We start from the raw sequence: 26,068 nt of genomic DNA on the forward strand, positions 1-26,068 counted from the left end.
AACACTAAAAATCAGAATTAAAATGAAAGCAATATTTAAAAGCCTTTTGGCAATGGTTTGTTTGATAGCCTTTAATGTGGGCGTGAATGCACAGCAGATTGCATCCAATACAAGCAAATTAAGCATGGGTAAGGTTGAACCTTACGAAATGCAGGTAACATATAATAAGACCTCACACCTGATATTCCCGGCAGCTATCCGTTATGTCGATTTGGGCAGCGAGTACCTTATCGCTGGCAAGGCAGATGATGCCGAAAACGTACTGCGTATAAAGGCTACCGTTAGAGACTTTACCGAAGAAACCAACTTTTCCGTGATTACCGATGACGGGCGTTTCTACAACTTCAACGTTTATTATAGTGCCTATCCTGCTACGCTCAATTATGACCTGCTTACAATGCAAAAAGCATCTGACCGGGATAACGGTAATGATGTGCTTTTTGAGGAACTGGGAAGCAATTCGCCATCGCTGGCCGGATTGCTTTTAGAAACGATTTACAAAAAGGATAAAAGGATTGTAAAGCATATCGCATCCAAAAGTTACGGTATTCAATTTCTGCTCAAAGGCATTTACGTGCATAACGGGAAATTCTATTTCCATACAGAACTGCGTAATAAAAGCAATGTGCCGTTTAACATTGACTTTGTGAATTTCAAAGTAGTGGATAAGAAAGTAGCAAAACGTACCGTAGTGCAGGAAAAGCCGATGACACCATTGCGTATGTATAAACCGCTTACGGAGATTGCCGGAAACTCGACCGAACAAAACGTGTTCCTGCTCGACCAATTTACGATTACCGATGATAAGGTGCTGGTCATTGAAATCTTTGAGAAGAACGGCGGCAGGCAGCAGACCTTAGAGGTGGAAAATTCCGACCTCGTAAACGCAAGGCAAATCAACGATATGCACCTGAAGATTAATTAATCCAAAACAGAAAGAACAATGATAAAATACATTTTTTCCGTGATGCTTGCCGTGTTAGGCATGACGGCAGCACAGGCGCAAAGGATGACACCCGGACAGAAAGGGCTGGAAGTAAACGCAGGTTTGTTGTCCAAAGAGGTAAAGGATAACTACTATCTGAATTTGACCCTTACCGTAAATAGCAGGAATGGTAATTACTGGATTTGGGGTGCAGAATATACCCACCAATTTGCCGATTACAGGACTGTACAGATACCCCTTGAAACCTATACGGGCGAAGTGGGGTACAGTCTCCAGCTTTTGGGGGATGCGAGAAAGACAATAACGCTCAATGCGGGGCTTACTGCCGTTGCCGGGTATGAAACCATTAACCGGAGCGAAGCAACGCTGTATGACGGCTCTAAAATCCTCGACAAAGACAATTTTGTTTACGGAGCCGGGGGGCGGTTGTCTTTTGAGACATATTTGTCCGACAGGTTTGTGCTGCTCCTGCAAGGTCGTACCAAAGTATTATGGGGTACGGATTTAAAACAGTTCCGTCCATCGGCAGGCGTTGGGCTAAGGTTTAACTTTTAAAAATAATAACGATGAAACGATTTTTGAATAGAAACAAATTTGTGTGGCTGCTTCTCCTGGTCTTTGCAAGTGCCACTACATTATCATCATGTGATAAGGAAGAATTGGAAATACAGCAGAATTACCCGTTTGAGGTCAAAGTGATGCCTGTTCCGGGAGACGTGACAAGCGGACAGACCGTTGAAATAAGGATTACGATTGAGCGGAGCGGCAATTTCAGCGATGCGGGTTACTTTATCCGCTATTTCCAGTTTGACGGACAGGGTACATTGCGGTATTATAATGAACCGCCGTATATGCCCAATGATTTGTATCAGTTGCCTGCTACACAGTTCAGGTTGTATTACACTTCGCAGTCCACCGTATCGCAGTCATTTGATATATGGATAAGCGACAATTTCGGGAATGAAAAGCAGGTAAGTTTTCAGTTTAACAGTACTGATTAAGAAAGCGGTTGTATCAGTGAAAAATAAAAAGTCGTCTGACCTCAATAGTCGGGCGACTTTTTTTGCATTTTGCAAAATGAGTTGGGATTGTTAGGTAAAATATTCCGTTGCTATTCCACCTATTCCCAAACTGAAATATCTCCCGTTATCGGCTAACGTTTTTACGGCGGTTACAATCTCATCGGGGTCGGCGTATTTCAGCACATAGCCCGAAACGCCTGCATTCAACATATCCGTAACTCTCTTTTCGCCATCGTCTGTGCTTGAAACCAATACTTTTAAATGGGGGTATTCTTCGAGCAACAATTTTGCTGCTTTAAAATCTTCTTCTACGATACAGACATCGGGTAAATCATTACCTGCTATTTTTTCGAGGGCTTGTTGTGCGTTGCCTGCTTGAAATAGTATCTCAAAACCGGAGCCTGTAAGCTGTTTTACAGCTAAATCACGAAGCTGCTCATTGTTATCTACTATCGCTACCTGAATTACATTTTTATTACTCATAATTGCTATTACATTTTTTATTTTTTAAACAATCCTTTCCAGCCTTTACCTGAATTAGTAACGGGTGGTTCTTCCTTTTTAGTTTCTGTCTTTTGTATATCCCTTATGTTGTGCGTAGTAAGCCAATTATAAAAGTCACCTACATTGTCAGGTGTGAAATTTACGATTTTGCCATTTTTGAGGGAAATAATAAAGCAGTCAATAGTTACTGCAAACGCCGATAGCTCGGAAGCAGAAAATTCTAAGGCAGGATAGGTATTGTTTGCAGTGTCCATAATATCCGTTTTTTTAGTGGATGCCTGCAACAAAAAAAGCGCAGGCAACTACACTTACCGACATTAAGGCACTGGTACGCCTCTCTCCGAATAAGCGAGCGCCCACGCCATAGCATGAGCGTTCTTACTTATTGCCTCGGAGATATAAAAATTACCAGTTTCTAATGTCGAGACTTAAAGCAAAAACACTTTAAGATTTTTCTATATTTTCAAACACAAATATAGTGAAGCTAAAAACGTTCAGCAACACTTATTTACTCTATAATTGTAAATATCATTCAGCAAATGCTTTATATTTTCATCTCTCTTAAATGTCTGATTTCTTCTTTCAGTTCATGAAGCATTTGAAGAATAACAATATTCTCTAATTGAAAATCATCTTTTGAAAATTCCTTTGTTGCAATGCTGCAAGCAAATTCCCAAATTTCAAAAATATCTGACAGGTGGATATGATAAGATTTATAAAAATCATTATCGGGGCATACCTCCAATTCTTCGGCGAAGATTTTGGAAAGCCTTTTATAAGTAATGCCCTCGCTCCGGGTAATAAACACATAGGTTTTGCCCGCTTTTAAATCGGTACGCCGTTCAATATATTTGCCGATTATATATGAGCCGTCAGGGTGCGGAGGCATGGAGCCACCCTCGGCAGGGAATGCCCTGTATTTACCTACGGTAAGAAAGGGTAAAGAAATGGTTTGCAGGCTTTCGATATACTCCGGGTCAGTGTACCCGTTCAGATAACCCATTGATGCTTTATGTGGGATAATCTCTATTTTGTTTTCGCCCCGGCTATCCACTTTTACGGGCAGCAATATTCTATTGTCCGGCAGTTCCAAAACATCTTTTAAGTTGTACTTTCTCAAATCTATCGAAACCAATAAATCTATACTGACATTGTAATATTTTGAAATTTTAAGGAGTATTTCGATTGGTGGTTCTGCTACACCATCCTCATATTTTCCGTAACGTCCACGGGTAATGATAAGGTCATCGGCTACCCGCTGCTGGGAATAACCAAGCTGACCCCGTAAATACCTTATATTTTCAGACAGTAATGACATTGCGAAGATTTGTAGCAACAAATATAAACATTCTTGCTAAAAACCTTAGTAATTTTGAACAGAAGATTTTGTGAGTTATGGAACGTACCATTGTACATTGCGATTTAGACACTTTTTTCGTGTCCGTAGAAAGGTTATTGAATAGCGACCTGATTGGAAAACCCGTGCTGATTGGGGGTAGTTCCGACCGTGGCGTTGTGGCTTCGTGTTCCTATGAAGCACGCAGGTTCGGTGTACACTCGGCTATGCCGATGCGATTGGCAAGACAGCTTTGCCCCGAAGCTGTTTTGGTTCGTGGCGACCATGACCTGTATTCAAAGTATTCCAATATTGTAACAGAAATCATTGAAGAAAAGATACCCGTAGTTGAAAAGGCATCCATAGACGAACACTATTTGGATATGAGCGGAATGGATAAGTTTTTCGGAACGTGGAAGCTAACGCAGGAACTACGCCAGCGTATCATCCGGGAAACCGGATTGCCTATTTCGTTTGGGCTTTCGGTCAATAAGACCGTGAGCAAGATTGCCACCGGAGAAGCCAAACCCTGCGGCGAACGAAAAGTGGATGGGGGTATGGAAAAGCCGTTTTTAGCTCCGCTATCCATCCGCAAAATACCGGGCATCGGTGAAAAAACCTATCCATTGCTCCGTAATATGGGCATATCCCATATTTATGCCTTACAACAGATGAATGTTTTTACAATGAGGCAAGTGTTGGGAGAAAACGGAGTAAGCATTTGGAACAAAGCCAATGGAGTTGACAATAGTGATGTAGTGCCGTTCCACCAGCAGAAAAGCATGAGCAAGGAACACACCTTTGAGCAGGACACGATTGATATGGTTTTATTGCGCAAAATAATGCTCTCGATGGTGGACGAATTGGCATTTGACCTGCGGAAAGACGGTAAACTGACCTCTTGCGTAACGGTCAAAATCCGTTACAGCAACTTCGATACCCAATCTAAGCAGGTTAAACTTCCCTTTACCGCTTCGGAGCGTGTTATCTCGCAAACAGTTCTCCAGCTTTTTGACAAGCTGTACAGTCGCCGGATGCTCATCAGGTTGATAGGTGTAAAATTCAGCAACCTTATCACGGGTTCGTATCAGGCAGATTTGTTTGATGACACACTGGAAGATATGAACCTTTCGAGGGCAATGGATAAAATCAGGATGCGTTACGGGCATCAGTCGGTAGTACGTGGCTTTGCCCTTTAAAATTCGTGTTCGGTATGTTAATTAATTTGCACAGCTATTTTAGTTTGAGGTATGGGACAATGAGCATTGGGACGCTCGTTGAAAACCTCCGTACCTATGGTTATGATACGGCGGTATTAACGGACATTAACAATTCATCGGCAACACTCGATTTTATAAAGCAATGCCGTGAAGCAGGGATAAATGGACTGGCTGGAATGGAGTTCAGGAACGACAACCAATTGTTGTATGTAGGGATTGCCAAAAACGAAAAGGGTTTTAAAGAACTGAACGACTTAATGACCCATGCCAACCGTTCCAAGTCAGCATTGCCAAATATTGCGCCCGAATTTCGGCACGTATCTATCGTTTATCCTTTTGGTGCGGTCAAAGAAAGCGAATTAAAGGATAACGAATACATCGGCATTCGTCCGCAGGAAGTAAACAGGTTTATTGTTGCACCTAAACAGCGTTGGGAACGCTACGTAATTTTACAGCCTGTTTCATTCAGACAGGCAGATTTTCAATTGCATAAACAGTTACGTGCTATTGACAACAATATCCTTATCTCTCAATTATCGGCGGCGCAAATCGGAAAGGAAACCGAATTTTTCATTAGCAGGACAGAACTCTTAAACGCTTACAATCCTGTACCAAAGCTGATAGAAAACACGGGACATTTATTAGCGGATTGCAGCTTTGATTTTGACTTTGAAGGCAGTAAGAACCGGAAAACATTTACAGGGAATAGGTACGATGATAAACAGCTATTGTACAAATATGCTGTTGATGGTTTTGCCAAACGATACGGTGCGGATAATAAACAGGCTAAAGAGCGTGTATTAAAGGAACTGGATATAATAGACAACCTTAACTTTTCCAGTTATTTCTTAATCACGGATGATATATGCCGCTATGCGAGAAACCGTAACTTTCATTACGTGGGTAGAGGTAGCGGTGCAAACAGTATCGTTGCGTACTGTTTGGGAATTACGGACGTTTGCCCCATTGAACTGAACCTTTATTTTGAACGCTTCTTAAACCCGAAAAGGAAAAGCCCACCGGATTTTGATATAGATTTTTCATGGCGTGACCGGGACGAAATGTACGACTACATTTTTAAGCGGTATCAAAGCGAATATACAGCCCTTATGGGAGCAATGAGTACGTTCCGTGACCGTTCCATCATCAGGGAGTTAGGCAAGGTTTACGGACTGCCAAAAAGCGAAATTGACCGCCTTGTAAATGAGCCTGAAAGTATGCTCAATAAAAATGAGGTAACCAATACAATCCTGTCCGTTTACAATCAGATGGCAGATTTCCCTAACCAACGGACGATACACGCTTCGGGGGTTTTGATTTCTGACAAGCCACTCACGTGTTATTCCGCACTGGATTACCCACCAAAGGGATTGCCTACGGTACAGTATGATATGTATGTGGCAGAAGATATTGGCTTTGAGAAGTTTGATATACTATCACAAAGAGGTATCGGGCATATCAAAGATTGCCGGGAAATTATTCGATTGAATAAGGGCGAAACGGTAGATACGTCCGACCCCAAACGCTTTTTTAATGACCCGGTAATTGCGGCGCAATTGCGGTCTGCAAATACCGTTGGCTGCTTCTACATCGAAAGTCCGGCAATGCGGCAGCTTATCAGCAAACTGCAATGTGATAATTATTTGACGTTGGTGGCTGCGAGTTCCATTATTCGCCCCGGTGTAGCAAGTTCAGGAATGATGCAGGCATACATTGACAGGCATTTGAACCCTGAAAAGGTTGACTACATCCACCCGGCATTCAAGGAACAATTAGAGGACACTTACGGCATTATGGTGTACCAGGAGGACGTAATGAAAATTGGTCATCACTTCGGTGGTTTGGATTTAGCGGATGCCGATGTACTTCGCAGGATGATGAGCGGGAAATACCGTAACGTAAACCATTTGGCAGAAATTGAAGATAAATACAATAGCAATTGCCGGGAGAAAGGCTATCCCGAACACGTTGCCAAAGAGGTTTGGCGGCAGATGCAGTCTTTCGCCGGGTACAGCTTCAACAAGGCTCATAGTGCATCCTTTGCGGTAGAAAGCTATCAAAGTTTGTTCCTGAAGACTTACTACCCGCTTGAATTTATGGTAAGCGTGTTGAATAATTACGGCGGTTTTTATTCACGGGAGGTTTATATCAATGAGGTAAAGAAAGCAGGGGGAAATATCTGTTTGCCCTGTGTGAACAAAAGTGCGTTTGATACCTCCATTGTGGGGAGCGATATTTATTTGGGATTTGACTGCCTGTTGAACCTCGAAAGCGAACTGGCGCAGCTTATCCCCGAAGAACGGAAACGTAACGGGGAATATTTGAGTTTGGAAAACTTTAATTTGCGAACGGGTGCAGGATTGGAGCAGATTATAATCCTTATACGTTGCGGTGCGTTCCGCTTTTTGGGAGCAGGTAAAAAAGAATTGCTTTGGGAGGCTCATTTGCTACTGAACAAAAGCAGGGCTGCCCATAATACGCAGGTTGGTCAACTGTTTTTTAATAGTGCCGAAAAGCCGCAATTGCCCGTGTTCGTAACGGATGACTTAGAAAATCTGTATGATGAAATTGAGCTAATGGGGTTTCCTGTTTCGGGTAGTATTTTTGACCTTGCCAAGTCCGATTATCGGGGGAATGCTTCGGCAAAAACATTAGCTTCCTTTCGTGGGCAGGTTGTCAGGGTTGTTGCCCATTTGGTAACACACAAAACGGTGCGGACAAAGACCGGAACAATTATGAAATTCGGTACTTTCATAGATATAGACGGAGACTTTATAGACACGATACACTTTCCGCAAAGCCTGCATAAATCCCCGCTCCGTGGGAAAGGGTTATATCTTATCGAGGGCAAAGTTGTTGTTGATTACGGATGTCCGGCAATAGAGGTACATCGTTGTGCCATGATGCCAATCAAACCCGACCCACGAAGTGTTTAAACTTTAGTGCTGGTATAGTTCTGCTCCAAAATCGCCAGAATATCACTTTCCTTATAAATTATCTTACCACCTATCTGAATGAATGGTAGGATATTGTCATCCCGGTATTGTTGCAATGTGCGCTTGCTGATATGTAACAGCTTGCACAGGTCTTCGCCCGATAAATAAACTTCTCCGTTCATTACAGGACGGTAGTTTTTTAGTATCAGTTCCAAGCGGTTGCGCAATTCCTCAAACTTGCTTTTATAGTAGGCGATTTCCTCTGCATCGCTATCAAAAAGTTCCATACTCATTTGTTTTCGGTTTCAGCATCGGAAGCAAGCAAATGCTGTACGTCCGAGAATTTGTAATAATTCTTCCGGTTCAATTTTGAAAAAGGCAATAGCCCTTTGTCTTTATAGGATTGCAGGGTGCGTTTGGAAATGCCGAGCATTAGGCACACCTCCTGATTATCGAGCCAACGTTCTTCATTAAAAATGCCTATATAGGCTTCGCTTGCGTTGGTGGCAAGCTGTAACAGTTCGTCCAGTTCTGCGGTCATTTCCTTTAGAACAGACTTCGGTATCGCAATTACTTCCATATTCCTTTCCTCACTTTTTTCACGTCAGAAATGGAAATTAGGAAAGGTATTAAGGCGTATCTTATTTGGGTGTGTGTTTGGCTTTGAGTGGTAAGGTTTGGCGCAAAAGAAAACGGTACAAGCCTGTATAGACCTGTACCGTTATAAGATTGTATGTTTATTTCTTTATTGTGGTTTCTGAACCTCTATGTTTTTGGCAGCTATTTCCTTTTTCTCACGGGAATACACCCATAAGGATAACAGCCCGAAAATAATTAAGGCATACGCCACCCATTTGCCAACTTTTTCGACAAATTTAATGGCTACTTTTTTTTCATAACTGGAAAACCCCTCTGCTCCGGTGGGGCTACGCCTGTAAAATCTCCTGCGGTTAATCCAATAACGCAAACCTAAGCCTGCTACCAAAAATATTATTCCTATAACTAATGATGATGCCATAATTCTACCGTTTAAAATTTAGTACAATATCCGCTCCGCTATAAACAAAAATACAATTTATAAATATCGGGTGCATGAAGAAAACTACCCAACTTGGGTAAACTTTTTTGTTTTTAATGCTTTTAATTTCTCGTGCATATCTGCCCAATATGCCTGCCGTTCTTTGTCGCTTTCTACGGGCGGGTTGTGCTGGTATGTTTTGTACCAACCTGCCTGCCGAATGGCTTTATTAAGGTCTGTAACCTCAATCCATTGCCCTTTGTTATTTCTTATTTTCATTGTCTTTGATTTTTTGATTAAGTATTGCTTGTGCTTTTCGTTGTGCTTTCTTCTCTTTTATTTCATAGCCTACGCTTAGATACCAGCGTATCATCGCCGATTTATCAGGATTGCGTACCTGAAATTTATAGGCTCCGTACTTTCTTAGGTCAATCATTACCGTTTTAGAAGTACCTACCACGTCAGGAATGATTTTACCTTTTTCAATGGCACTGTACACGCTGGTGGCATATACCATTTTCCTGAAAGCGAAGTCCATAACCGTCTCATAGGACTTCAATAAATGATTGTTGTATTTGTCGTTTCTACGTTTCATCGTTTTATTATTATTTGTTTAACCTATATGAGCGGTCTTCCTGAATTGTTCTATATGTGCCTCAACATCGTTTAAAGTCTTACACCCGGACAATTCTTTTGATAACCGTTCTATTTCTTCAATCCGTATCAATGCCGAAAAACTGTACTCCCATACCTTACCCTCAACTTTTAGTAGCATCCTATATGGTTTCGTCATATTTCTACGCAACTGTTGAGCCTTTAAAGCGTAGTCGGTATTTTCGGTTGCCCTGTACATTTCGTTAAGCTGTTCCATGCGCCTAAACCTCCCATATCTGATTAGCGGCGATTTGGCTTTTCTGCGCTTCGGCTTTGTACGATACCGTAGGTCTTCCCAAAAATCATCAGGAGTATAACTTGGGTGTTCCTTGCTAAGAATATCGTAGGCAAATAGCGGCTCTTTCTTGTATAGCCGTCTTGCCTTTCGCATCCTGCGAATAGAAGCCAGTCTTTCAGGTGTGTACGGTTTTCCCATTGCTTTTGGATTATTAAGGCAACCGTCATTGCAGACGGTCGTCTGTGGTTTTTATTCCCAATCTTCTTTAAGGGGTTTTGGGTTTGGTTGTATCAACTCCATGTTATCCCATACATGGTTGAAAATTTCCTTTATATCCTTGTCGGAAAGTTTTTGCAATATGATTGCGTGTCGGTAATCGTTATATATTTCTATTTCACGATTTGGAAAACTGCCTGTTGCAATTTTACATGCGCTTCTCCCGCTTCTTATACATAGATGCAGTGTGTTATCGCTCCAACCCTCATAGCCGATTATAAGCGTTTCATCTAAAGGAACCGCACCGGGTAAAGCCTTGTTAACGGTAGGGTCTGTAAAAGTCAACTTTGCAAGGCGGTTGCAATAGGGCATACCCTCGTGTTCTGCCATCATTTTGGCAAACAATACCTGCTCAATAGCACCTTTAGGGTTTTCTATACCAAATAGCAGGGTTTCAATGCTGAATGAGATTTTATTTTTCATGTCTTATTTGTTTATGTCTGTTACAATCATTTTTTCATGTCCAAAAAGCAGGTGTATTGCCTCTTTTAACTTGCTGCCGCAATTTTCCCTCTCTGCATATTCTATCAGGCAGTTTGTAAGGAATATCGCATTGTAGCCGTCAAAAAGCTGGTCGGAAAATACCCGCAAGCTGCGGTGTAGCATTACGTTGTACCGCTTTAATATCTGTTCGGTATTGCCTACTAAGCCAAACCAAAAATCTGCGGTTATCAGGGTCTTGTCTGCCCAAATACTGCGCATATATTCCTCCTGCGCTCTGAAACGTTCCGTTTCCTCTTGTACAAAAACGGTCAATTCTTTTAGGGTGTCGGGGAATAGCTTTGCCAGCAAATACGCCCGTTCTACGTTGTTCATTTCTTTTAATGCTCTCATTGTATTGATTTTTTTAAAGGCGACCACCATTGCAGGCAGTCGCCTTTGGTTAATTAATTAAGTTGAAATACGTCTGCTCCGATTTTCTCGAATGAGGTACACAGGTCAAAGGCTTTTTGGGTCTTTAGCTGTGCAGTACCACCCATTACAATGCTTTGTAATTTGGCTTCATCGTCTTTGTAGTTTCTTACATTCTGAAAGTAGCCTGTAACAGCATTGTACGCCCCGAACAATGTGCCTTTAGTGGTGTTCATCTGTTGCGTGTCGCTGGTCATAGCGTATGCCAAGGCATCATCTACGATATTTTTAAACACGGTAGAAACATCATCTTCAGCACCCTTTTTAATTAGGTCAAGCGTTTCCTTATTTGGGCAAAGCGCAAGCTGTATCAGCTTTCTAACTTCCCTGTCCGATACCTGAACTTTTGCCCATTGGTTGAAAATGCCCTCTAACTGATTGCTTAGGGTGTTCGCTAATCCCATTACCTTGTGAGCGTTGTCAAGGCGTTGTTTTGCGCCTGCTGTGTGCTTAATGCGTACCACATTGCTCATGGTGCGGAGTGATGCGTTTAAGGTGTTTTGGCAAACGATGCGAATAGGTGTAAACGCTGCGGTAATACTTCCGCTACCGTCATGCGAAGTAGTCAAGAAAATGTATTTTTCGGTTACATCATCCCCGTTGCCTACACGGATATAGTCAGGCAGCTTTGCAGTAATGAAAATACGTTCGCCCTGTCCTAATGCTCCTGCTGTCTCGTATAAGATACCATCACCACCGCCTACGATTGCATCAAAGAAATTAAAGGCTTCCCGGTTCTGTACGATATGGTAGTCTTTGCCCACTACGCCTAATACTGCATTGTTATCGGTTCTGATATTGGCGAAGTAGTTAGGTACGTGTAACTGGCTGTCTGCTATCTCGATGCCCTGTGCGGTTTCGATGATGTTTGAGCCTGTGGTAAACAACGGACTTTTTACGACCTCATAGTCAAGCCCTGCATGTTTGATGGCTTCCGCACTTGTTGGGTATTCCTCGATGATTTGCCCTAAGTTGTGCCATGCTTTTTCCTTTACGCTAAAGAATGAATAACGTCCGGTTCTGCTGTTGAAATTAAGATTGTGTGCCATGATTTTTTACTTTTTTAGTGATTGTTTGAATTGAATTTTTTTGAGATTTATTCGGTATGGTGGGGAGGTGCTGTTTCGTTTCGTTACCTTTTCCAATGCTGTTAATCTTCATACCTGACATTTTTTTTATTCGTTTAAGGAGCCGGAGTATGCTATGTTTCGTTTCACGAGCAGTTGAGGTTAGTGTTTAGGAGGCACAAGGTTTTGGGAAAAAATACTTACCCAACGGGTGGAGATTTTTTTTCAAACTTGCATGACCTTTTGCCTCCGTTAAGAACACGTCCAACCTTTGCTCTTGACAACGGGACAAAACGCATACAGGCTCATTGGGTAAAAAAAATGCGTGGAAGTAATGAAGATTGCATTGGTAAAAGGTTCTAAATGGGATTGAAATTTCATTCCCATCACATTGGATTTCTAAACTCCATTTTTAGATGTGCGTGGCTTTGGAAGCCACTTGGATTTTGGAAAATAATAGCGGAGATAAACCCAAAACAAAGGGCATAAAAAAAGCAGGATTATTAAATCCTGCTCTTGGTTAAATGATAAAGCTGCAAACGTTACACGGCATATTCCAACTCCTGTTCATCAACAATTACTTTGACATTGGTAACTGTTTCCTCCTGCGTAGCAGCCTCCGCTTGCATGGCAACAAATGCGTTTTCCATAGCTGCAAATTTTGGAGAAACCAAATCCATATCCTTACTGATTTTTTGGCTGGTGATTTTAGCGTAAATCTGCGTGGTGGTAATATGCTTGTGTCCCATCATTTTGCTAAGGCTTTCAAGAGGTACACCCTCGGTTAAGAACATCGTAGCAAATGTATGACGGGCTGTGTGGAACGATATTTTTTGTTCGGTAACAATACCTGCTTCCTCCATAAGTTTTCTTACGTGGACATTACAGGTTGAATTGGATGGAACGGGAAATATAAAATCGTTACGGGTAACACCTCTGTACTTTTCAATGATGCGTTTAGGGATTTCCATAAGCCGGACATTGGAAGCAACGTCGGATTTTTTCCTCCGGCTAATAATCCATTGATGCCCGTCAAAGAAATTTTGAATATTACTCCATTTCAGCTTTTTAATATCAATATAGGAAAGTCCTGTGAAGCAACTGAAAATAAAGAGGTCTTTTACAAGTTCATATTTACTTTTAGACGGCTTTAAAAGCATGAGCTTTTCTACATCCTCTTTTAAGAGATAGCTACGGTCGGTTTCCTCCATGCTGATTTCGTAATCCTCAAAAGGATTATCACGTATCAGCTTACATTTGACCGCCAGTTTAGCCAATGCGATAACTGGCATTGTATAAACCCAAACCGTATTATGGGTACATTCCTTGTCTATCCTCAAAAAGAAGTCAAACTCACGGATAAAGTCAGACTTCAATTCCCGGAAAGCCATATCCTCCCGATGGTAGCGTAGTTTGATGAACTCCGTAAGGTGTTCGTAAACTTTTTTGTACTTGGCGTATGTGCTTGCCGACCTTTCGCCTTTCTCCACCATTTTTTCAAAATCCTTGTTCTCTTGTTTGAAGACCTTTAGGATAGCGTCATCCATTACCCCGACACCGAGAAACGTTAGCTTTACCTTATCGGCGGTAGCAAAGCCCTCGTCTTTCATCATGTCCTCGTAAATCTTATCTATACGTGTCCGTATTTTATCCAGCTTGCCATTCAGGGTTACAGCCTGATTGCTCCTGCCTAACACACGTCCATACTTCAAATCCCAATGGTCGGGGTGAATTTCCAGCTTGGTGCTGAATGATGCAGGGGTTCCATCAATGGTGATGCGCCCCATAATTGCAACTGCGCCGTTCTTCTTCGGCTCGTTTTTCTTTAGATAGAAAAGCAGCTTAAACGTTGACCTTTTCGCCTGTTCCATAACTCAATTGTTTAATGTTTAAAATTAAATTTCAATGAGTTACAAGGAAAGATGAAAAGAAGTGCAAAAGACTGAAATATAATCAGTTATATTAGGGTTGGTTAGGGTGTAACCAGTAACGATTTAGTAACCTAACCTTGTCTTTTCAAGCCCAAAAACCTAAGTACAGAGACTTCCAATTTTAGACCCACGTGTTATAAACCACTGTTTTTTAGCGAACTTCGCCGTTTTGCTTATTTTTACTTTTTGTCGTTATTTTTTTCATAAAAAATAGAGGTTTAATGAATGAATTTATACGAGGATATTATTATCCTTTCTTTGCTTCTGTTTCTGCGTCGGCTTTCATTTTTTCGTTTGCAGAAATAATGAATTCCACACGACGGTTCTGTGCCCGGCCATCCGGGGTATCGTTGGAATATTTCGGAACACTAAAACCATAACCTTTGGTGGTCATACGCTCCAGCGAGATACTGTGGGATCCCAGATAATTGGCAACGCTTGAGGCTCTTCTTTCAGACAGGGCCTGGTTGTATTTGGCCGTACCGGTATTGTCGGTGTGTCCCTGGATCTCCAGGTCCGTATCCGGGTACTTATTTAAAATGGTGATCAGATCATTTAATGTGTTCTGGGCAGCACCTGACAGGGACGACTGGTCGAAACCGAACAACACTGCACTGTTGAATTCGACAGTGATACCTTCACCCACACGCTCCACTTTTGCGCCTGGTACCTGTTGTTTGATTTCCTCCGCCTGTTTGTCCATTTTCTTTCCGATGATGGTACCTGTTACGCCGCCCACGGCAGCACCGATAATGGCACCAAGACCTGCGTTACCCGCGGCCTTACCGATTACAGCTCCCATTGCAGCGCCACCACCTGTACCGATGATCGCCCCTTTTTGAGTCCGGTTCATGGAGTCGCAACCAGCAAGGGTTAAACCGGTTAATGCGATTGCCATTGATAAATTTCTCAGTTGTTTCATTTTATATTCTTTTGATATTCATGCTTTGCCAAATAATATGCCAAAACGTATTTTGAAAATCTGGCAGTACGCAGTTAAAGACCTGTTTACACGAAAAAGGGTTGCCTGAAACAGGACAACCCTTTGATTTTAACATTTTTAATTGATCCGGATTAATTTTGTTCCGGTGCTGCTTCCGTAGGTGCAGGTTCAGCAGGTGCCGCTTCGGCAGGCTGAGCCGCCACATCTGTTTTTGTTCCGGTGTAGGTGGTGCCTTTGATCACCGGTTTTTTAGGGGCTTTTTTGGGTTTCTGAGCCGCATCAGCGATCACAGCGGTGCTATCTGCCGCCATAGCCACGTCTTCGGCCGGTGCGGTCATTTCAGGAAATACAGCCGTCGGCTCCTCCTCGTTGTACTTGTTTCCGATGTTGATGTAGATGGCATTGGCATCTTTATCATATATCAGGGTACCTTCCTGGATGGAACGGCCGCTTACCACTTTGCTTTTGGTCTTTTTGTCTGTAGCCTCATCGGTTACTTCCATTGCTGCATCAGCTGCATCATCATTGGCCAGGGTCTTTTGCACAGGGATCTTATAAGTTGCAGGTGCATCCTTGATCAGCGCTTTAAATTTGCCCTGGAGAAGTCCGCTAACCCATACAATTCCTTTATTTTCTGTATCCCTGGTTATTGTTAAATGGGATGTGGTACCTTTTGGATCGGTTACGTCAAATGTTCCCAGCACCGGAAAGATCTCATTTTCGGTCATGGAATCCGGCATGGGTAATAATTCTTTGGGCTGTGGTTTATAGTTTTTAGGTACTTCAGGAGTAGATGCTGTTTGGGCAAATGTTACCATAGTGATAGCAATTGCCAGGAAGAATGTAAAGAACGACCTCTTTTTCATAAATACGTTTAATTTAAAAAGTGATTCAAATTACCCTGTCTACTGAAATTATTATGCCAAACCGGGTGTTTGCCCCGAAAAATATATATTTTAATTTTTGCTTATGATTTATAAGGTGTTTTGAGGCTGGGCAACGGGTTAGTATATTTGTAGTCTATTTTTAGCATCATTCCAAATATCATATACAATTGAAACCTGAAAATGAAGTAATTGAAGTGTCCGGGGCCCGGGTGCACAATTTGAAGAATATTGACATCGACATTCCCAAAAACGAATTGGTAGTGATTACAGGGATCAGCGGCAGCGGAAAATCCTCCCTCGCCTTTGATACCATCTATTCCGAGGGGCAACGCCGTTATATGGAAACCTTCGGGGCCTATGCCCGTCAGTTTATCGGCGATATGGAGCGGCCGGATGTGGATAAGATCACGGGTTTATCGCCCGTTATTTCCATTGAACAGAAGACCACCAATAAGAATCCCCGCTCTACGGTGGGAACCATCACGGAAGTGTATGATTTTTTCCGCCTGCTGTTTGCACGGGTGGGAGAGGCCTATTCCTATAATACCGGGAAACGGATGGTGAAATGGAGTGAGGAGGAGATCGTTGAAAATATCTACGGGCGGTTCCGGAATCAGAAGATAAACCTCCTTGCCCCGGTAGTACGCGGACGTAAGGGGCATTACCGGGAATTGTTCGAGGATATCCGTAAAAAAGGATTCCTGAAAGTGCGGGTGGACGGTGAAATAAAAGATATTACTGCCAAGATGCAGGTAGACCGTTATAAGATACACGATATCGAAATAGTGGTGGACCGGCTGGAGGTAAACCCGGCATCCAGGGCAAGGCTCAGTCAGAGCGTGCAGGCTGCGCTGAAGCTGGGAAAAGAACTGATGTTCCTGCTGGTAGACCAGACCGCTACACCGGTACAATACAGCAAACAGCTGATGTGTGAGGACACCGGCATCAGCTATGAAGAACCTTCTCCGAATTCATTCTCCTTTAACTCGCCTTACGGAGCCTGTCCCTATTGCAAGGGGATCGGGACCGCTTATGCCATCGATATGGATGCAGTGCTGCCCGACCGGAAGCGGAGCATCAGTGAAGGCGGAATCGCACCTCTGGGTGAAGAACGCAATGCCAGTGTGTACCAGCAGGTGGTAGGCTTTGCAAAAAAACATAAGATCAGTCTGGCCAAGCCGATCAGCGAGCTGCCTGCGGCACAGCTGGACCTGTTGCTTTACGGAGACGGCGATGCTAACCGCGCGCTCGATCTCGATGGCTCAGACGACTCGATCCCGGATCTTTATACGGGGAGTTATGAAGGTATTATTCCCATGCTGAAACGCTGGTTCTTTTCAACACAAACCTCAGAGTGGTTGCGGGAATGGGTGGAACAGTTTATGATGCTGAAAGCCTGTCCTTCCTGTGATGGAGCACGGCTGAAAAAAGAAAGCCTGTGGTTTAAAGTAGATAAGAAAAATATTGCCGAGCTGAGCAATCTGAACCTGGATAAACTGGGCGACTGGCTGAAAGGGATCGAAACACGGTTGTCAAAAAAACAAAATGCGATCGCAAAGGATATTTTAAAAGAGATCCGGGAACGGCTGCAATTCCTGCTGGATGTGGGTCTTACCTACCTGACGCTGTACCGGCCTTCGCGTACGCTGAGCGGGGGCGAATCGCAGCGTATCCGCCTGGCAACCCAGATCGGCTCACAACTGCAGGGGATCACCTATATCCTGGATGAACCGTCCATCGGGCTGCACCAGCGGGACAATCACCGTCTTATCACCTCATTGCAGAACCTGCGCGATATCGGCAACAGCGTGCTGGTGGTGGAGCATGATAAAGACATTATGCTGGCGGCGGATTACCTGATCGATATCGGTCCCAAGGCGGGCTATCATGGCGGCCGTGTGGTGGCCAAGGGTGCTCCTAAAGAGATCCTGAAACTGGACACGATCACTGCCGGGTACCTTAATGGTCATTTGAAGATCGAAACACCCGCTGAGCGTCGCAAGGGCAACGGGAAAAAGCTGGAGCTGAAAGGTGCTGCAGGTAATAACCTTAAAAATGTGAGCGTGGTATTTCCCCTGGGGAAGATGATCGTGGTAACGGGTGTAAGCGGCAGCGGCAAATCGACCCTGATCAATGAAACATTGTATCCGATCCTGTCGCAGCATGCTTATCATTCCAAGAAAGCGCCCATGGAATACAAATCGATAAAGGGATTGGAGCATGTTGACAAAGTAGTGGAGATCGATCAGTCACCCATCGGACGTACACCGCGAAGCAACCCGGCCACCTACTGTGGTTTCTTTACAGATATCCGCACGCTGTTTGCAGCTGTTCCGGAAGCAAAGATCCGCGGATATAATGCCGGACGGTTCTCGTTTAACGTAAAGACCGGCCGCTGTGATGTGTGTGAAGGCGGCGGAATGCGGGTGATCGAAATGAACTTTCTGCCCGATGTGTATGTGCCCTGCGAGAAATGCAATGGCAAACGGTACAACCGTGAAACCCTGGAGATCCGGTATAAGGGAAAATCCATTTCGGATGTGCTGGATATGACCGTGGATGATGCCGTGGAATTTTTTCAGGCAGTGCCGTCCATTTACCGGAAAATAAAGACCCTGCAGGATGTGGGTCTGGGCTATATCACCCTGGGGCAAAGCGCTGTAACCCTCAGCGGGGGCGAGGCCCAGCGGGTGAAGCTGAGCACGGAGCTGTCCAAAAAAGATACCGGTAAAACATTTTATATCCTGGATGAACCCACCACGGGTTTGCATTTTGAAGACATCAAACATCTGTTGCAGGTGCTGAACAAGCTGGTGGATAAGGGCAACACGGTGCTGGTAATCGAACACAATATGGATGTGATCAAGGTAGCGGACCATATCATCGACCTGGGACCTGAAGGAGGGGATGGTGGTGGAGAGATCCTGTTTGAAGGAACACCGGAAGCGCTGGTGAAATGCAAAGAAAGTTATACAGGGTATTACCTTAAGGGGGAACTGTAATGGTTTTTTTTAACCATTAAGGAGTTAAGGGTCGTTAAGTTTTTTTAATGCTTAATGGCTCCTGAATGCCTTAATGTTTTTAGTATTTGTATGATGGGGTTACCCGGTAGTTGAACCATTAAGGAGTGAAGGGACGTTAAGTTTTTTGGTGCTTAATGGCTCCTGAATGCCTTAATGTTTTTTGTATTTGTATGATGGGGTTACCCGGTAGTTTGAACCATTAAGGAGTTAAGGGTCGTTAAGTTTTTTAATGCTTAATGGCTCCTGAATGCCTTAATGTTTTTAGTATTTGTATGATGGGGTTACCCGGTAGTTTTAACCATTAAGGAGTTAAGGGTCGTTAAGTTTTTGATGCTTAATGAATCCTTAATGCCTTAATGGTTTTTTGCATTTGTATGATGGGGTTACCCTGTAGTTGAACCATTAAGGAGTTAAGGGTCGTTAAGTTTTTTAATGCTTAATGAATCCTTAATGCCTTAATGTTTTTTATGTCTGTATGGTGGCGGTTCCTATAATCCTAATTCAGTTCCACTGCCACATTCCAGTTGGGTTGCTGTGCCAGGTATGCGATCAGTTCCTGGTTCATTTCAAAGCCCTTGCCCCGCGTCAGCAGATCAACCGTAATGTCCTCTGCAGGGTCTTTTATGGAAAGCTTTAAGGTACTGGGCCCTTTATGTTCTTTCAGATTGGTATGAATGAATTCCACGGCCTCCTTTGTGACCTCTTCCACGGGCAATTCTATTTTCAGATTTTTGGTCTGGTTCTTCATTACGCTCTCTGCCAGACAGATCGATGAAATTTTGAAATCAAAATCCCCGTTGAAGCGTTGCTTGAAGTAACCGGTCATATATACGGTGGCGCCCAGTTGCAGCATCGGGGCGTATTTCATATAATCCTCTGAAAATAGCACCAGGTCCAGCTTTCCGCTGTAGTCTTCAATAATAAAACTTCCGAATTTATTTCCCGTCCTGGAGATCCGGTGCTGTGCATCCGATACCAGTCCCATGATCTTAAAATTAGCGGCCGAACTGATCTTTTCTTTTTCCTGTGTTTTGTATTCGTTGATATAAGAGATCTTGGAGATACCGTAATGTTCCATTTCAAACCGGTAGTCATCCAGCGGATGCCCGCTGATAAAGATACCCGTTACCAGTTTTTCATGATCGAGTTGTACAACCAGCGGCCAGGGTGTACAGTCCGGTATTTTCGGTACCTGGACCTCCATCACTTCTGCAAGATCACCAAAGAGGGTATTGGTAGAGGTTTGTGCCTGGGCCTGGCACACCTGCCCGTATTTGACGATCTTTTCTAGACCATTGGTCATATCCCCCTGGGGAACATAAAAATACTGGGCACGGTGCAGGTCTGTAAAACAATCAAAGGCGCCGGCATAGGCCAGGCTTTCCAGTGTTTTCTTATTTACGGTGCGCTGGTTCACGCGCTTGATCATATCGAAGATAGAGGTATACGCCCCGTTCTCATCCCGTTCCAGGATCAGACTTTCCACTGCGGCTTCACCCACGCCTTTTAATCCACCCAGACCAAAGCGGATCTCGCCCTTTTTGTTTACCGCAAATCCTTTCTGGGATTCATTGATATCCGGACCAAGTACCGGCAGTCCCATACGTTTACACTCTTCCATAAAGAAAGTGATCTTTTCCAGTGAACCGGCGTTGTTCAGTACGCCCGCCATGTACTCGCTGGGGTAGTGGGCTTTGAGATAGGCGGTCTGGTAGGCCACGAAAGCGTAACAGGTAGCATGCGATTTGTTGAACGCGTATTGCGCAAAAGCCTCCCAGTCGGTCCATATCTTATCCAGTTTGTCCTGCGGATGCCCCTTCTGTACGGCTCCGTCCACAAACTGTTTTTTCATTTTATCCAGCACCGCTTTTTGCTTTTTACCCATGGCCTTCCGCAGTACGTCGGCATCCCCCTTGCTAAAGCCCGCCAGTTTCTGGCTCAGCAGCATCACCTGCTCCTGGTATACGGTAATACCATAGGTATCCTTCAGATCGTCTTCCATTTCCGGAAGGTCAAAGGCTACTTCCTGGCGGCCGTGCTTCCGTTCGATATAATCGGGGATATAAGCCAGCGGACCCGGCCGGTACAGGGCGTTCATGGCAATGAGGTCATCAAAGCGGTCGGGTTTCAGTTCCCGCAGGTATTTTTGCATACCCGCACTTTCAAATTGGAAGGTGGCATTGGTTTCGCCTTTCTGATAAAGCTCATAGGTCTTTTCATCATCCAGCGGTATATCGTCAATGACAATGTCAAGATTGTGGTTTTGCCTGATGAGTTTTAGCGCATCCTTTATGATGGTAAGGGTCTTTAACCCCAGGAAGTCCATTTTGATAACACCGGCTTCTTCGATCACACTGCCTTCGATCTGGGTCACCCAGAGATCGGAGTCCCTGGCGGTGCTCACTGGTATCAGTTCGGTAAGGTCCCTGGGGGCAATGATGATCCCCGCCGCGTGGATGCCGGTATTACGTACCGATCCTTCCAGGATCTCTGCTTCATGCAATACCTTGGCCTGAAGGTCATCGCCGTTATAGATATCGCGGATGCGTTTTACATTCTCAATATCATCGGCACCCAGCCCTTCTTTTTCGATCAGCGATTTTTCACCGGCTTTTGGCGAAAGAGGCGCATGCAATACCCGTTTTAACGAGATGCCGGGCTTTTCCGGAACCAGTTTTGCCAGGGCGTTGGAGTCCGGTAGCGGGAGATCCATTACCCGTGCCACATCTTTGATACTCATTTTGGCGGCCATGGTACCATAGGTAATGATCTGTGCCACCTGGTTCTTGCCATATTTTTGAACCACATAGTCGATCACCCGCTGGCGGCCTTCATCATCGAAGTCGGTATCGATATCCGGCATCGATTTACGGTCGGGGTTGAGGAAACGCTCAAACAGGAGATTGTACTTTATGGGATCGATATTGGTGATACCGATACAATATGCCACCACAGAACCCGCGGCGGAGCCCCGGCCGGGTCCGATGAACACACCGCTGTCGCGGCCTGCTTTGATAAAATCACTTACGATCAGGAAGTACCCGGCAAACCCCATGGTTTTGATGGTGAACAATTCAAAGTCGATGCGTTCTTTGGTACTGTCGGGCATCACTCCATACCGTTGTTGTGCTCCTTCGTAGGTCAGGTGCCGGAGGTATTCCCACTGGTTGAGTGAATCGGCAGAAACGACCCCTTTGTCCGTTTTTTCATCTTCGGTATGAAGCCGGAAATCACCGGGTATGGGGAAGTTGGGCAGCAGGATACTGCGCTTCAGGTCCAGCAGCTCAATTTTATCAACAATAGCGTTGGTATTGTCAATGGCTTCCGGGATATCATGGAACAGCTTGCTCATTTCCTCCGTGTTCTTAAAATAGAACTGATCGTTGGCAAAGGCGAAGCGCATGTTTTTCATGTTTACATCATCGTCGGCAAAGTCGCCCCGGAATGCTGGTGTGGACTGCTTTTCACCCGTATTGATACAAAGCAGGATATCGTGCGCATTAAAATCGTCCTGCTCTACATAATGAGAATCGTTGCTGGCAATGATGGGTACCTTATATTTTGCCGCAAAGCGGATCAGAACCTCGTTTACCTTTTCCTGGTCACCGATGCCATGACGCTGGAGCTCCACATAAAAGTCCTCTCCGAAAAGATCCAGCCACCATTTAAATTCCTGTTCCGCTTCTGCTTCTCCTTTGCGCAGGATCGCCTGGGGAACGGAGGCCCCCAGACAACAGGTGGTGGCGATCAGTCCTTCGTGGTATTGCAGGATCAGTTCCTTATCGATACGCGGATATTTACCATATAATCCTTCTATAAACCCGAGAGAAGTAAGTTTGGTAAGATTCCGGTATCCCTGCTCGTTCTTGGCCAGGAGGATCTGATGATAGCGTTTATCCTTCTTTTCCTTTGTAAAGGTCTTTTCATGCCGGTTTTCTACGAGGTAGAATTCACAACCGACAACGGGTTTTACTTTTGGTTTCCCGTTTTCATCCAGGTGCTTGTATGCTTCCGCCACAAACTGGAATACCCCGAACATATTTCCGTGATCACTGATCGCCAGGGCGGGCATACCGTCTGCAATGGCTTTTTTATAAAGGGAGCCGATGGGGGCCGCTCCATCCAGCAGGGAATATTGTGTATGTACGTGTAAATGCGAGAATTTCATGTTGTATCTTTTTACCTTCCGCCAAACAGGTTTAACAGGTATACCGGGTCAGGCCCACAACGTAGTGTGTGGCTTCCGGCTGCTAAAATGCATAAAAACAGTAAAAGAACAGGGATAAATTTATGCACACCCTGTCACTAAAACAATCAGGCTCAGGGTTTGGTTTTAAAACTAACAAGTGATTGTTTGCAAGGCTGCAACGGTTTGCTGTATGTATTAAATTTTATTTATAATGAAAGTTTTATAAATATATTTTTAAAAAATGTGTATTACGGGCAATAAACCGGTTTTATCCGCGTTTAACTATAATTGTAAACTGGAATTTAAGAACATCATAGTTTAGATTCTTGTATTTGGTAAAAAGTTTAAAAACAGCATTTTGAGACATATATTGACTGGATTTAGTGTGATGGTTCTGATGGCTAGCTGCTCGACCGCTTCTAAATTTTTTGCTTCAAACAGGAATGAATCCGGCAAGGAACAAAACGCTGCTCAAAAAGAACCAGCTCCCTCAAATGCTTATATGGAGCAGGTAACGATCTCTCCCAGGAATTCGAAATCCGATACACGCATGGAGCGTATTGAAAAAACGATCGCTTCCAGCGAGGTTAAGGATGTAAAGGCCGTGCATGCAGCGATCCTGCTGCCGCGGACAGCACCAGCTTCTGAACTGCAGAAAAAATATGCCGCGATCTTAAATGTATTACCCAATTCAATTATCAATAACGACCTGCTGGAAACCATGGATGACTGGTATGGTACGCGTTACCAGTATGGCGGAACCAGTAAATATGGTATTGACTGCAGCGCCTTTACCCGGGAAATGTACCGGGGAGCTTACGGCATTGAACTTCCCAGGACAGCGCGGGAACAGTATGGAAAGGCCCGTAAGATTTCAGCGACGGAACTGAAAGAGGGGGACCTGGTGTTCTTTAATACAACAGGCGGTGTTTCTCATGTGGGAATGTACCTGGGCAATAACAAATTTGTTCATGCTTCCACCAGCAAGGGGGTAACGATCAGTGATCTGTATGAGACGTATTATATATCGCGTTTTATCGGCGCAGGCCGTGTTGAAGCCGGTAACAGCGAGTACCTGGCGCATAACAACGATGGCTCTTCCGGTGCAAGTAATTAATATCGGCTACTTTCAATAACTAAGAAGTGCTTCCCCCGCGGGAGGCACTTTTTTATTGTGGCTGCCTGGAGGGAAGATTGTCCCAACAGCCCGTGAATACCCGGTGCTCCATTTTCAGTATGGGATTGATCAAAAAGTTCCTTTGTTAGGCAGGCCCGGTGACTGCATGTGCATCAAGCTAATGTTTGCAGTTAGAGCGCTGCACCCGTTTTTATTTAATAAATTGTAAAGGAGCCGCTGCCGGATAAAGGCTTCTTATCCTGACGCATACGGTTCTTCGGGAAAGGGGGCATTTTCTATAAAACAACCGCAGCTCAATTCCGGTATCCCGCTTAACGCCGCTTGATCCGTTTCCGGAGCGACTCCAGCACCGGTTGCAGGTCCGGTGTGAGTTTCAGCCAGTAAACACCACCTATCACCGCTGCCAGTATAAAAATGCTGCGCGCAAATAACCCGGCAAAGCCGTGCAGGTTCCGGAACAACAGCCAGGAAATAATGTAAACAGTTGCGCTCAAAATAATGGTGTATAAGGATCTTATCGTAAACGGGAACAACCGGAATTTCCTCCAGAGGAACAGGATCCGGACTCCGTTGTAAATCATCACTGAGATCAGGTTGGCCAGTGCCGGGCCGAAGATGTCCATTTTTTTTGCCAGATAATAGTTTAGCGGAAGCATCAGCAATAACAATATGATGCCGCTGGTGAGTTCAAATTTCCAGTACTTAGATGTTCCGATGATAGAGGCATTCACCCCGGTGCCAAGGTCGATGATCTTGGTAATTCCCAGCAGCAGGAATACGTTTACGCCACTTATCAGTTCCGCTTGCAGTCCCAATGTTTTTATAGCTTCACTGAAATTTGCCCACACCAGCACAAAAAGGAGGCAGGCAAAAATCAGCATATTGATAGAGGAACGCTGATAGATACTTTGTATCTGACGGATATTTTTGTCTTTCCACGCCTGTGCAATAAAAGGCGTTGCAGAAGCCTGGATGCCGCGCTGGGGCGCCTGTATGAGACTGGTAAGGTATTGTGCAAAGGTATAAATGGCCAGTCCCTGCAATCCTTGTTTGGAAACAGAGGAAATGACAAATGAGTCAAAAACCATGGAAAGGTTAAGGATCAGGGATCCGGGATAAACAAAGAGCAGGAAACGAAGAATGTTTTTTGAAAATTTTTTTGTAACCGAGCTGATTTTAAACGTGAGGAAAATTTTCTTTTTTATAATGAGATAAATCAACAGCACCAGTGCAATAAAAATATAGCCGAAAGAGTACAGTTTTATAAAGCTGGCAAAGCTCGGGATGATCTTAAAAATAAAAAGGCAGATAAGGGCGGTGGTAACCAGCCGGAATAATACTTCCCTCAAGAAATTGGTAAGAATCGACTTTCTAAGGTTCCAGGTGTAGGCTTCCAGTATGGAAAAGATCGTAAGACCAAACCCGAAAGGGAACATCCAGTAATAAAAATCGACTGCCATCGGAGACTCCGAGGAAAACTTCTGCTCAAACAGCCATTTAAAACCGATTCCAATAGCAAGTACCATCAGAAACCCGATAGCACCGGCAATCAGGCTGATCGTCAGCATATCATTTTTTTTGGGAGGAAGCCGGTCGTTATAGTAGGGATAGAATTTATAGATGTAGGAAGGCATTCCCAAACAGGCAAACGACATCATAAAGGTAGCGGCCGGTACAAAGAAACCGCTTGTCAGTCCGTATTCTGTACCTGTGAAAAAACCGTCTTTTGTAAAAAAGAAATTATTAAGCGCGCCAATAAGAAAGCCAAAATAAATGACAACAGACGAAATAATACTGTGTTTCCTGATTTGTACACTCATGGAACCGG

24 protein-coding genes are annotated in these 26,068 nt (G+C 44.1%); 7 read left to right on the forward strand and 17 right to left on the reverse strand.

The genetic code is table 11. The annotated features are described in order from the left end of the window. The first annotated feature begins 22 nt into the window (after positions 1 to 22). Genes traN through K7B07_RS17990 form a run of 3 tightly spaced genes read left to right on the forward strand, consistent with a single transcriptional unit; the run spans position 23 to position 1,947 of the window. Positions 23 to 925, forward strand: a complete 903-nt coding sequence (traN, locus tag K7B07_RS17980) for a conjugative transposon protein TraN (protein ID WP_223711913.1) — start codon at positions 23 to 25, stop codon at positions 923 to 925. Positions 926 to 943: 18 nt separating this feature from the next. After that, entirely contained in the window at positions 944 to 1,501 is a 558-nt protein-coding gene (locus tag K7B07_RS17985) for a conjugal transfer protein TraO (protein ID WP_223711914.1), read from the forward strand. Positions 1,502 to 1,512: 11 nt separating this feature from the next. Further along, positions 1,513 to 1,947 (forward strand): DUF3872 domain-containing protein, encoded by a 435-nt coding sequence (locus K7B07_RS17990; protein ID WP_223711915.1) that lies wholly within the window; start codon positions 1,513 to 1,515, stop codon positions 1,945 to 1,947. 90 nt (positions 1,948 to 2,037) lie between these two features. Here K7B07_RS17990 and K7B07_RS17995 read toward each other — a convergent pair whose 3' ends face one another. The 3 genes from K7B07_RS17995 to K7B07_RS18005 all read right to left on the reverse strand — a co-directional run bounded on the left by K7B07_RS17995 (position 2,038) and on the right by K7B07_RS18005 (position 3,790). After that, positions 2,038 to 2,451 carry a response regulator gene (locus K7B07_RS17995; protein WP_223711916.1) on the reverse strand — a complete coding sequence of 138 codons (414 nt, stop codon included), beginning with the start codon at positions 2,449 to 2,451 and terminating at the stop codon, positions 2,038 to 2,040. 17 nt (positions 2,452 to 2,468) lie between these two features. Next, on the reverse strand, positions 2,469 to 2,726 hold the full coding sequence (locus K7B07_RS18000; protein WP_223711917.1) for a hypothetical protein: 258 nt from the start codon (positions 2,724 to 2,726) through the stop codon (positions 2,469 to 2,471). Positions 2,727 to 3,016: 290 nt separating this feature from the next. Beyond that, positions 3,017 to 3,790 (reverse strand): XRE family transcriptional regulator, encoded by a 774-nt coding sequence (locus tag K7B07_RS18005; RefSeq protein ID WP_223711918.1) that lies wholly within the window; start codon positions 3,788 to 3,790, stop codon positions 3,017 to 3,019. Between the two features lie 77 nt (positions 3,791 to 3,867). On the opposite strand from K7B07_RS18005, the gene dinB reads away from it, so the two are divergent. Next, entirely contained in the window at positions 3,868 to 5,007 is a 1,140-nt protein-coding gene (gene dinB / locus K7B07_RS18010; RefSeq protein ID WP_223711919.1) for a DNA polymerase IV, read from the forward strand. A gap of 14 nt (positions 5,008 to 5,021) precedes the next feature. Further along, positions 5,022 to 7,964: a DNA polymerase III subunit alpha gene (locus K7B07_RS18015; protein ID WP_223711920.1), complete on the forward strand. Its 2,943-nt coding sequence runs from the start codon at positions 5,022 to 5,024 to the stop codon at positions 7,962 to 7,964. Here the strand turns inward: K7B07_RS18015 and K7B07_RS18020 are convergent. The 12 genes from K7B07_RS18020 to K7B07_RS18075 form a co-directional block, all read right to left on the reverse strand. After that, on the reverse strand, positions 7,961 to 8,257 hold the full coding sequence (locus K7B07_RS18020; RefSeq protein ID WP_223711921.1) for a helix-turn-helix domain-containing protein: 297 nt from the start codon (positions 8,255 to 8,257) through the stop codon (positions 7,961 to 7,963). The two genes, K7B07_RS18015 and K7B07_RS18020, sit on opposite strands and share 4 nt — an antisense overlap. Further along, positions 8,254 to 8,544 carry a helix-turn-helix domain-containing protein gene (locus K7B07_RS18025; protein WP_223711922.1) on the reverse strand — a complete coding sequence of 97 codons (291 nt, stop codon included), beginning with the start codon at positions 8,542 to 8,544 and terminating at the stop codon, positions 8,254 to 8,256. The genes K7B07_RS18020 and K7B07_RS18025 overlap by 4 nt, the downstream gene beginning before the upstream one ends. Positions 8,545 to 8,709: 165 nt before the next feature. Continuing rightward, on the reverse strand, positions 8,710 to 8,982 hold the full coding sequence (locus tag K7B07_RS18030) for a molybdenum ABC transporter permease (protein WP_223711923.1): 273 nt from the start codon (positions 8,980 to 8,982) through the stop codon (positions 8,710 to 8,712). Between the two features lie 84 nt (positions 8,983 to 9,066). Then, the gene (locus K7B07_RS18035) at positions 9,067 to 9,261 is read right to left on the reverse strand and encodes a 3-isopropylmalate dehydratase (protein WP_223711924.1); all 195 of its coding nucleotides are present in this window, start codon (positions 9,259 to 9,261) and stop codon (positions 9,067 to 9,069) included. After that, on the reverse strand, positions 9,245 to 9,577 hold the full coding sequence (locus tag K7B07_RS18040) for a hypothetical protein (RefSeq protein WP_223711925.1): 333 nt from the start codon (positions 9,575 to 9,577) through the stop codon (positions 9,245 to 9,247). Before K7B07_RS18040 ends, K7B07_RS18035 begins: the two co-directional genes overlap by 17 nt. Positions 9,578 to 9,595: 18 nt before the next feature. Then, positions 9,596 to 10,072 (reverse strand): hypothetical protein, encoded by a 477-nt coding sequence (locus K7B07_RS18045; protein ID WP_223711926.1) that lies wholly within the window; start codon positions 10,070 to 10,072, stop codon positions 9,596 to 9,598. A 51-nt stretch (positions 10,073 to 10,123) separates the two neighbouring features. Beyond that, positions 10,124 to 10,573, reverse strand: coding sequence for a hypothetical protein (locus K7B07_RS18050; RefSeq protein ID WP_223711927.1), 450 nt, complete (start codon positions 10,571 to 10,573; stop codon positions 10,124 to 10,126). A gap of 3 nt (positions 10,574 to 10,576) precedes the next feature. Further along, entirely contained in the window at positions 10,577 to 10,984 is a 408-nt protein-coding gene (locus K7B07_RS18055; protein ID WP_223711928.1) for a hypothetical protein, read from the reverse strand. Positions 10,985 to 11,037: 53 nt separating this feature from the next. Then, positions 11,038 to 12,111, reverse strand: a complete 1,074-nt coding sequence (locus tag K7B07_RS18060) for a DUF932 domain-containing protein (protein ID WP_223711929.1) — start codon at positions 12,109 to 12,111, stop codon at positions 11,038 to 11,040. 560 nt (positions 12,112 to 12,671) lie between these two features. Continuing rightward, positions 12,672 to 14,000: a site-specific integrase gene (locus K7B07_RS18065; RefSeq protein WP_223711930.1), complete on the reverse strand. Its 1,329-nt coding sequence runs from the start codon at positions 13,998 to 14,000 to the stop codon at positions 12,672 to 12,674. 307 nt (positions 14,001 to 14,307) lie between these two features. Then, positions 14,308 to 14,982, reverse strand: coding sequence for a YiaD family glycine zipper/OmpA-like lipoprotein (locus K7B07_RS18070; RefSeq protein ID WP_223711931.1), 675 nt, complete (start codon positions 14,980 to 14,982; stop codon positions 14,308 to 14,310). Positions 14,983 to 15,134: 152 nt separating this feature from the next. Beyond that, positions 15,135 to 15,869, reverse strand: coding sequence for a hypothetical protein (locus tag K7B07_RS18075; protein WP_223711932.1), 735 nt, complete (start codon positions 15,867 to 15,869; stop codon positions 15,135 to 15,137). A gap of 188 nt (positions 15,870 to 16,057) precedes the next feature. Here K7B07_RS18075 and uvrA point away from each other — a divergent pair, with 188 nt between their 5' ends. Next, positions 16,058 to 18,892 carry an excinuclease ABC subunit UvrA gene (gene uvrA / locus K7B07_RS18080; RefSeq protein ID WP_223711933.1) on the forward strand — a complete coding sequence of 945 codons (2,835 nt, stop codon included), beginning with the start codon at positions 16,058 to 16,060 and terminating at the stop codon, positions 18,890 to 18,892. A gap of 517 nt (positions 18,893 to 19,409) precedes the next feature. Here the strand turns inward: uvrA and dnaE are convergent. Beyond that, complete coding sequence (dnaE, locus tag K7B07_RS18085) at positions 19,410 to 23,081, reverse strand: DNA polymerase III subunit alpha (protein WP_223711934.1); 3,672 nt, start codon at positions 23,079 to 23,081, stop codon at positions 19,410 to 19,412. A 379-nt stretch (positions 23,082 to 23,460) separates the two neighbouring features. Between dnaE and K7B07_RS18090 the strand changes: the two genes are divergently transcribed. Continuing rightward, entirely contained in the window at positions 23,461 to 24,219 is a 759-nt protein-coding gene (locus K7B07_RS18090; protein ID WP_223711935.1) for a C40 family peptidase, read from the forward strand. Positions 24,220 to 24,551: 332 nt separating this feature from the next. On the opposite strand, the gene K7B07_RS18095 is transcribed toward K7B07_RS18090, so the two are convergent. Next, complete coding sequence (locus K7B07_RS18095; protein WP_223711936.1) at positions 24,552 to 26,060, reverse strand: lipopolysaccharide biosynthesis protein; 1,509 nt, start codon at positions 26,058 to 26,060, stop codon at positions 24,552 to 24,554. Positions 26,061 to 26,068 lie beyond the last annotated feature (8 nt).

This window comes from Niabella beijingensis, assembly GCF_020034665.1.
Classification (GTDB): Bacteria; Bacteroidota; Bacteroidia; order Chitinophagales; family Chitinophagaceae; genus Niabella; species Niabella beijingensis.

What these genes read in the sequence shown, in the direction of transcription:
- K7B07_RS18070 (WP_223711931.1), bottom strand. Translation starts at nt 14,982, where the DNA reads ATGAAACAACTGAGAAATTTATCAATGGCAATCGCATTAACCGGTTTA.
- K7B07_RS18065 (WP_223711930.1), bottom strand. Translation starts at nt 14,000, where the DNA reads ATGGAACAGGCGAAAAGGTCAACGTTTAAGCTGCTTTTCTATCTAAAG.
- K7B07_RS18050 (WP_223711927.1), bottom strand. Translation starts at nt 10,573, where the DNA reads ATGAAAAATAAAATCTCATTCAGCATTGAAACCCTGCTATTTGGTATA.
- K7B07_RS18025 (WP_223711922.1), bottom strand. Translation starts at nt 8,544, where the DNA reads ATGGAAGTAATTGCGATACCGAAGTCTGTTCTAAAGGAAATGACCGCA.
- K7B07_RS18020 (WP_223711921.1), bottom strand. Translation starts at nt 8,257, where the DNA reads ATGAGTATGGAACTTTTTGATAGCGATGCAGAGGAAATCGCCTACTAT.
- K7B07_RS17990 (WP_223711915.1), top strand. Translation starts at nt 1,513, where the DNA reads ATGAAACGATTTTTGAATAGAAACAAATTTGTGTGGCTGCTTCTCCTG.
- K7B07_RS18035 (WP_223711924.1), bottom strand. Translation starts at nt 9,261, where the DNA reads ATGAAAATAAGAAATAACAAAGGGCAATGGATTGAGGTTACAGACCTT.
- K7B07_RS18060 (WP_223711929.1), bottom strand. Translation starts at nt 12,111, where the DNA reads ATGGCACACAATCTTAATTTCAACAGCAGAACCGGACGTTATTCATTC.
- K7B07_RS18075 (WP_223711932.1), bottom strand. Translation starts at nt 15,869, where the DNA reads ATGAAAAAGAGGTCGTTCTTTACATTCTTCCTGGCAATTGCTATCACT.
- dnaE (WP_223711934.1), bottom strand. Translation starts at nt 23,081, where the DNA reads ATGAAATTCTCGCATTTACACGTACATACACAATATTCCCTGCTGGAT.
- K7B07_RS18045 (WP_223711926.1), bottom strand. Translation starts at nt 10,072, where the DNA reads ATGGGAAAACCGTACACACCTGAAAGACTGGCTTCTATTCGCAGGATG.
- K7B07_RS18005 (WP_223711918.1), bottom strand. Translation starts at nt 3,790, where the DNA reads ATGTCATTACTGTCTGAAAATATAAGGTATTTACGGGGTCAGCTTGGT.
- dinB (WP_223711919.1), top strand. Translation starts at nt 3,868, where the DNA reads ATGGAACGTACCATTGTACATTGCGATTTAGACACTTTTTTCGTGTCC.
- K7B07_RS18030 (WP_223711923.1), bottom strand. Translation starts at nt 8,982, where the DNA reads ATGGCATCATCATTAGTTATAGGAATAATATTTTTGGTAGCAGGCTTA.
- K7B07_RS17995 (WP_223711916.1), bottom strand. Translation starts at nt 2,451, where the DNA reads ATGAGTAATAAAAATGTAATTCAGGTAGCGATAGTAGATAACAATGAG.
- K7B07_RS18055 (WP_223711928.1), bottom strand. Translation starts at nt 10,984, where the DNA reads ATGAGAGCATTAAAAGAAATGAACAACGTAGAACGGGCGTATTTGCTG.
- K7B07_RS18000 (WP_223711917.1), bottom strand. Translation starts at nt 2,726, where the DNA reads ATGGACACTGCAAACAATACCTATCCTGCCTTAGAATTTTCTGCTTCC.
- traN (WP_223711913.1), top strand. Translation starts at nt 23, where the DNA reads ATGAAAGCAATATTTAAAAGCCTTTTGGCAATGGTTTGTTTGATAGCC.
- K7B07_RS18040 (WP_223711925.1), bottom strand. Translation starts at nt 9,577, where the DNA reads ATGAAACGTAGAAACGACAAATACAACAATCATTTATTGAAGTCCTAT.
- K7B07_RS18015 (WP_223711920.1), top strand. Translation starts at nt 5,022, where the DNA reads ATGTTAATTAATTTGCACAGCTATTTTAGTTTGAGGTATGGGACAATG.
- K7B07_RS17985 (WP_223711914.1), top strand. Translation starts at nt 944, where the DNA reads ATGATAAAATACATTTTTTCCGTGATGCTTGCCGTGTTAGGCATGACG.
- K7B07_RS18095 (WP_223711936.1), bottom strand. Translation starts at nt 26,060, where the DNA reads ATGAGTGTACAAATCAGGAAACACAGTATTATTTCGTCTGTTGTCATT.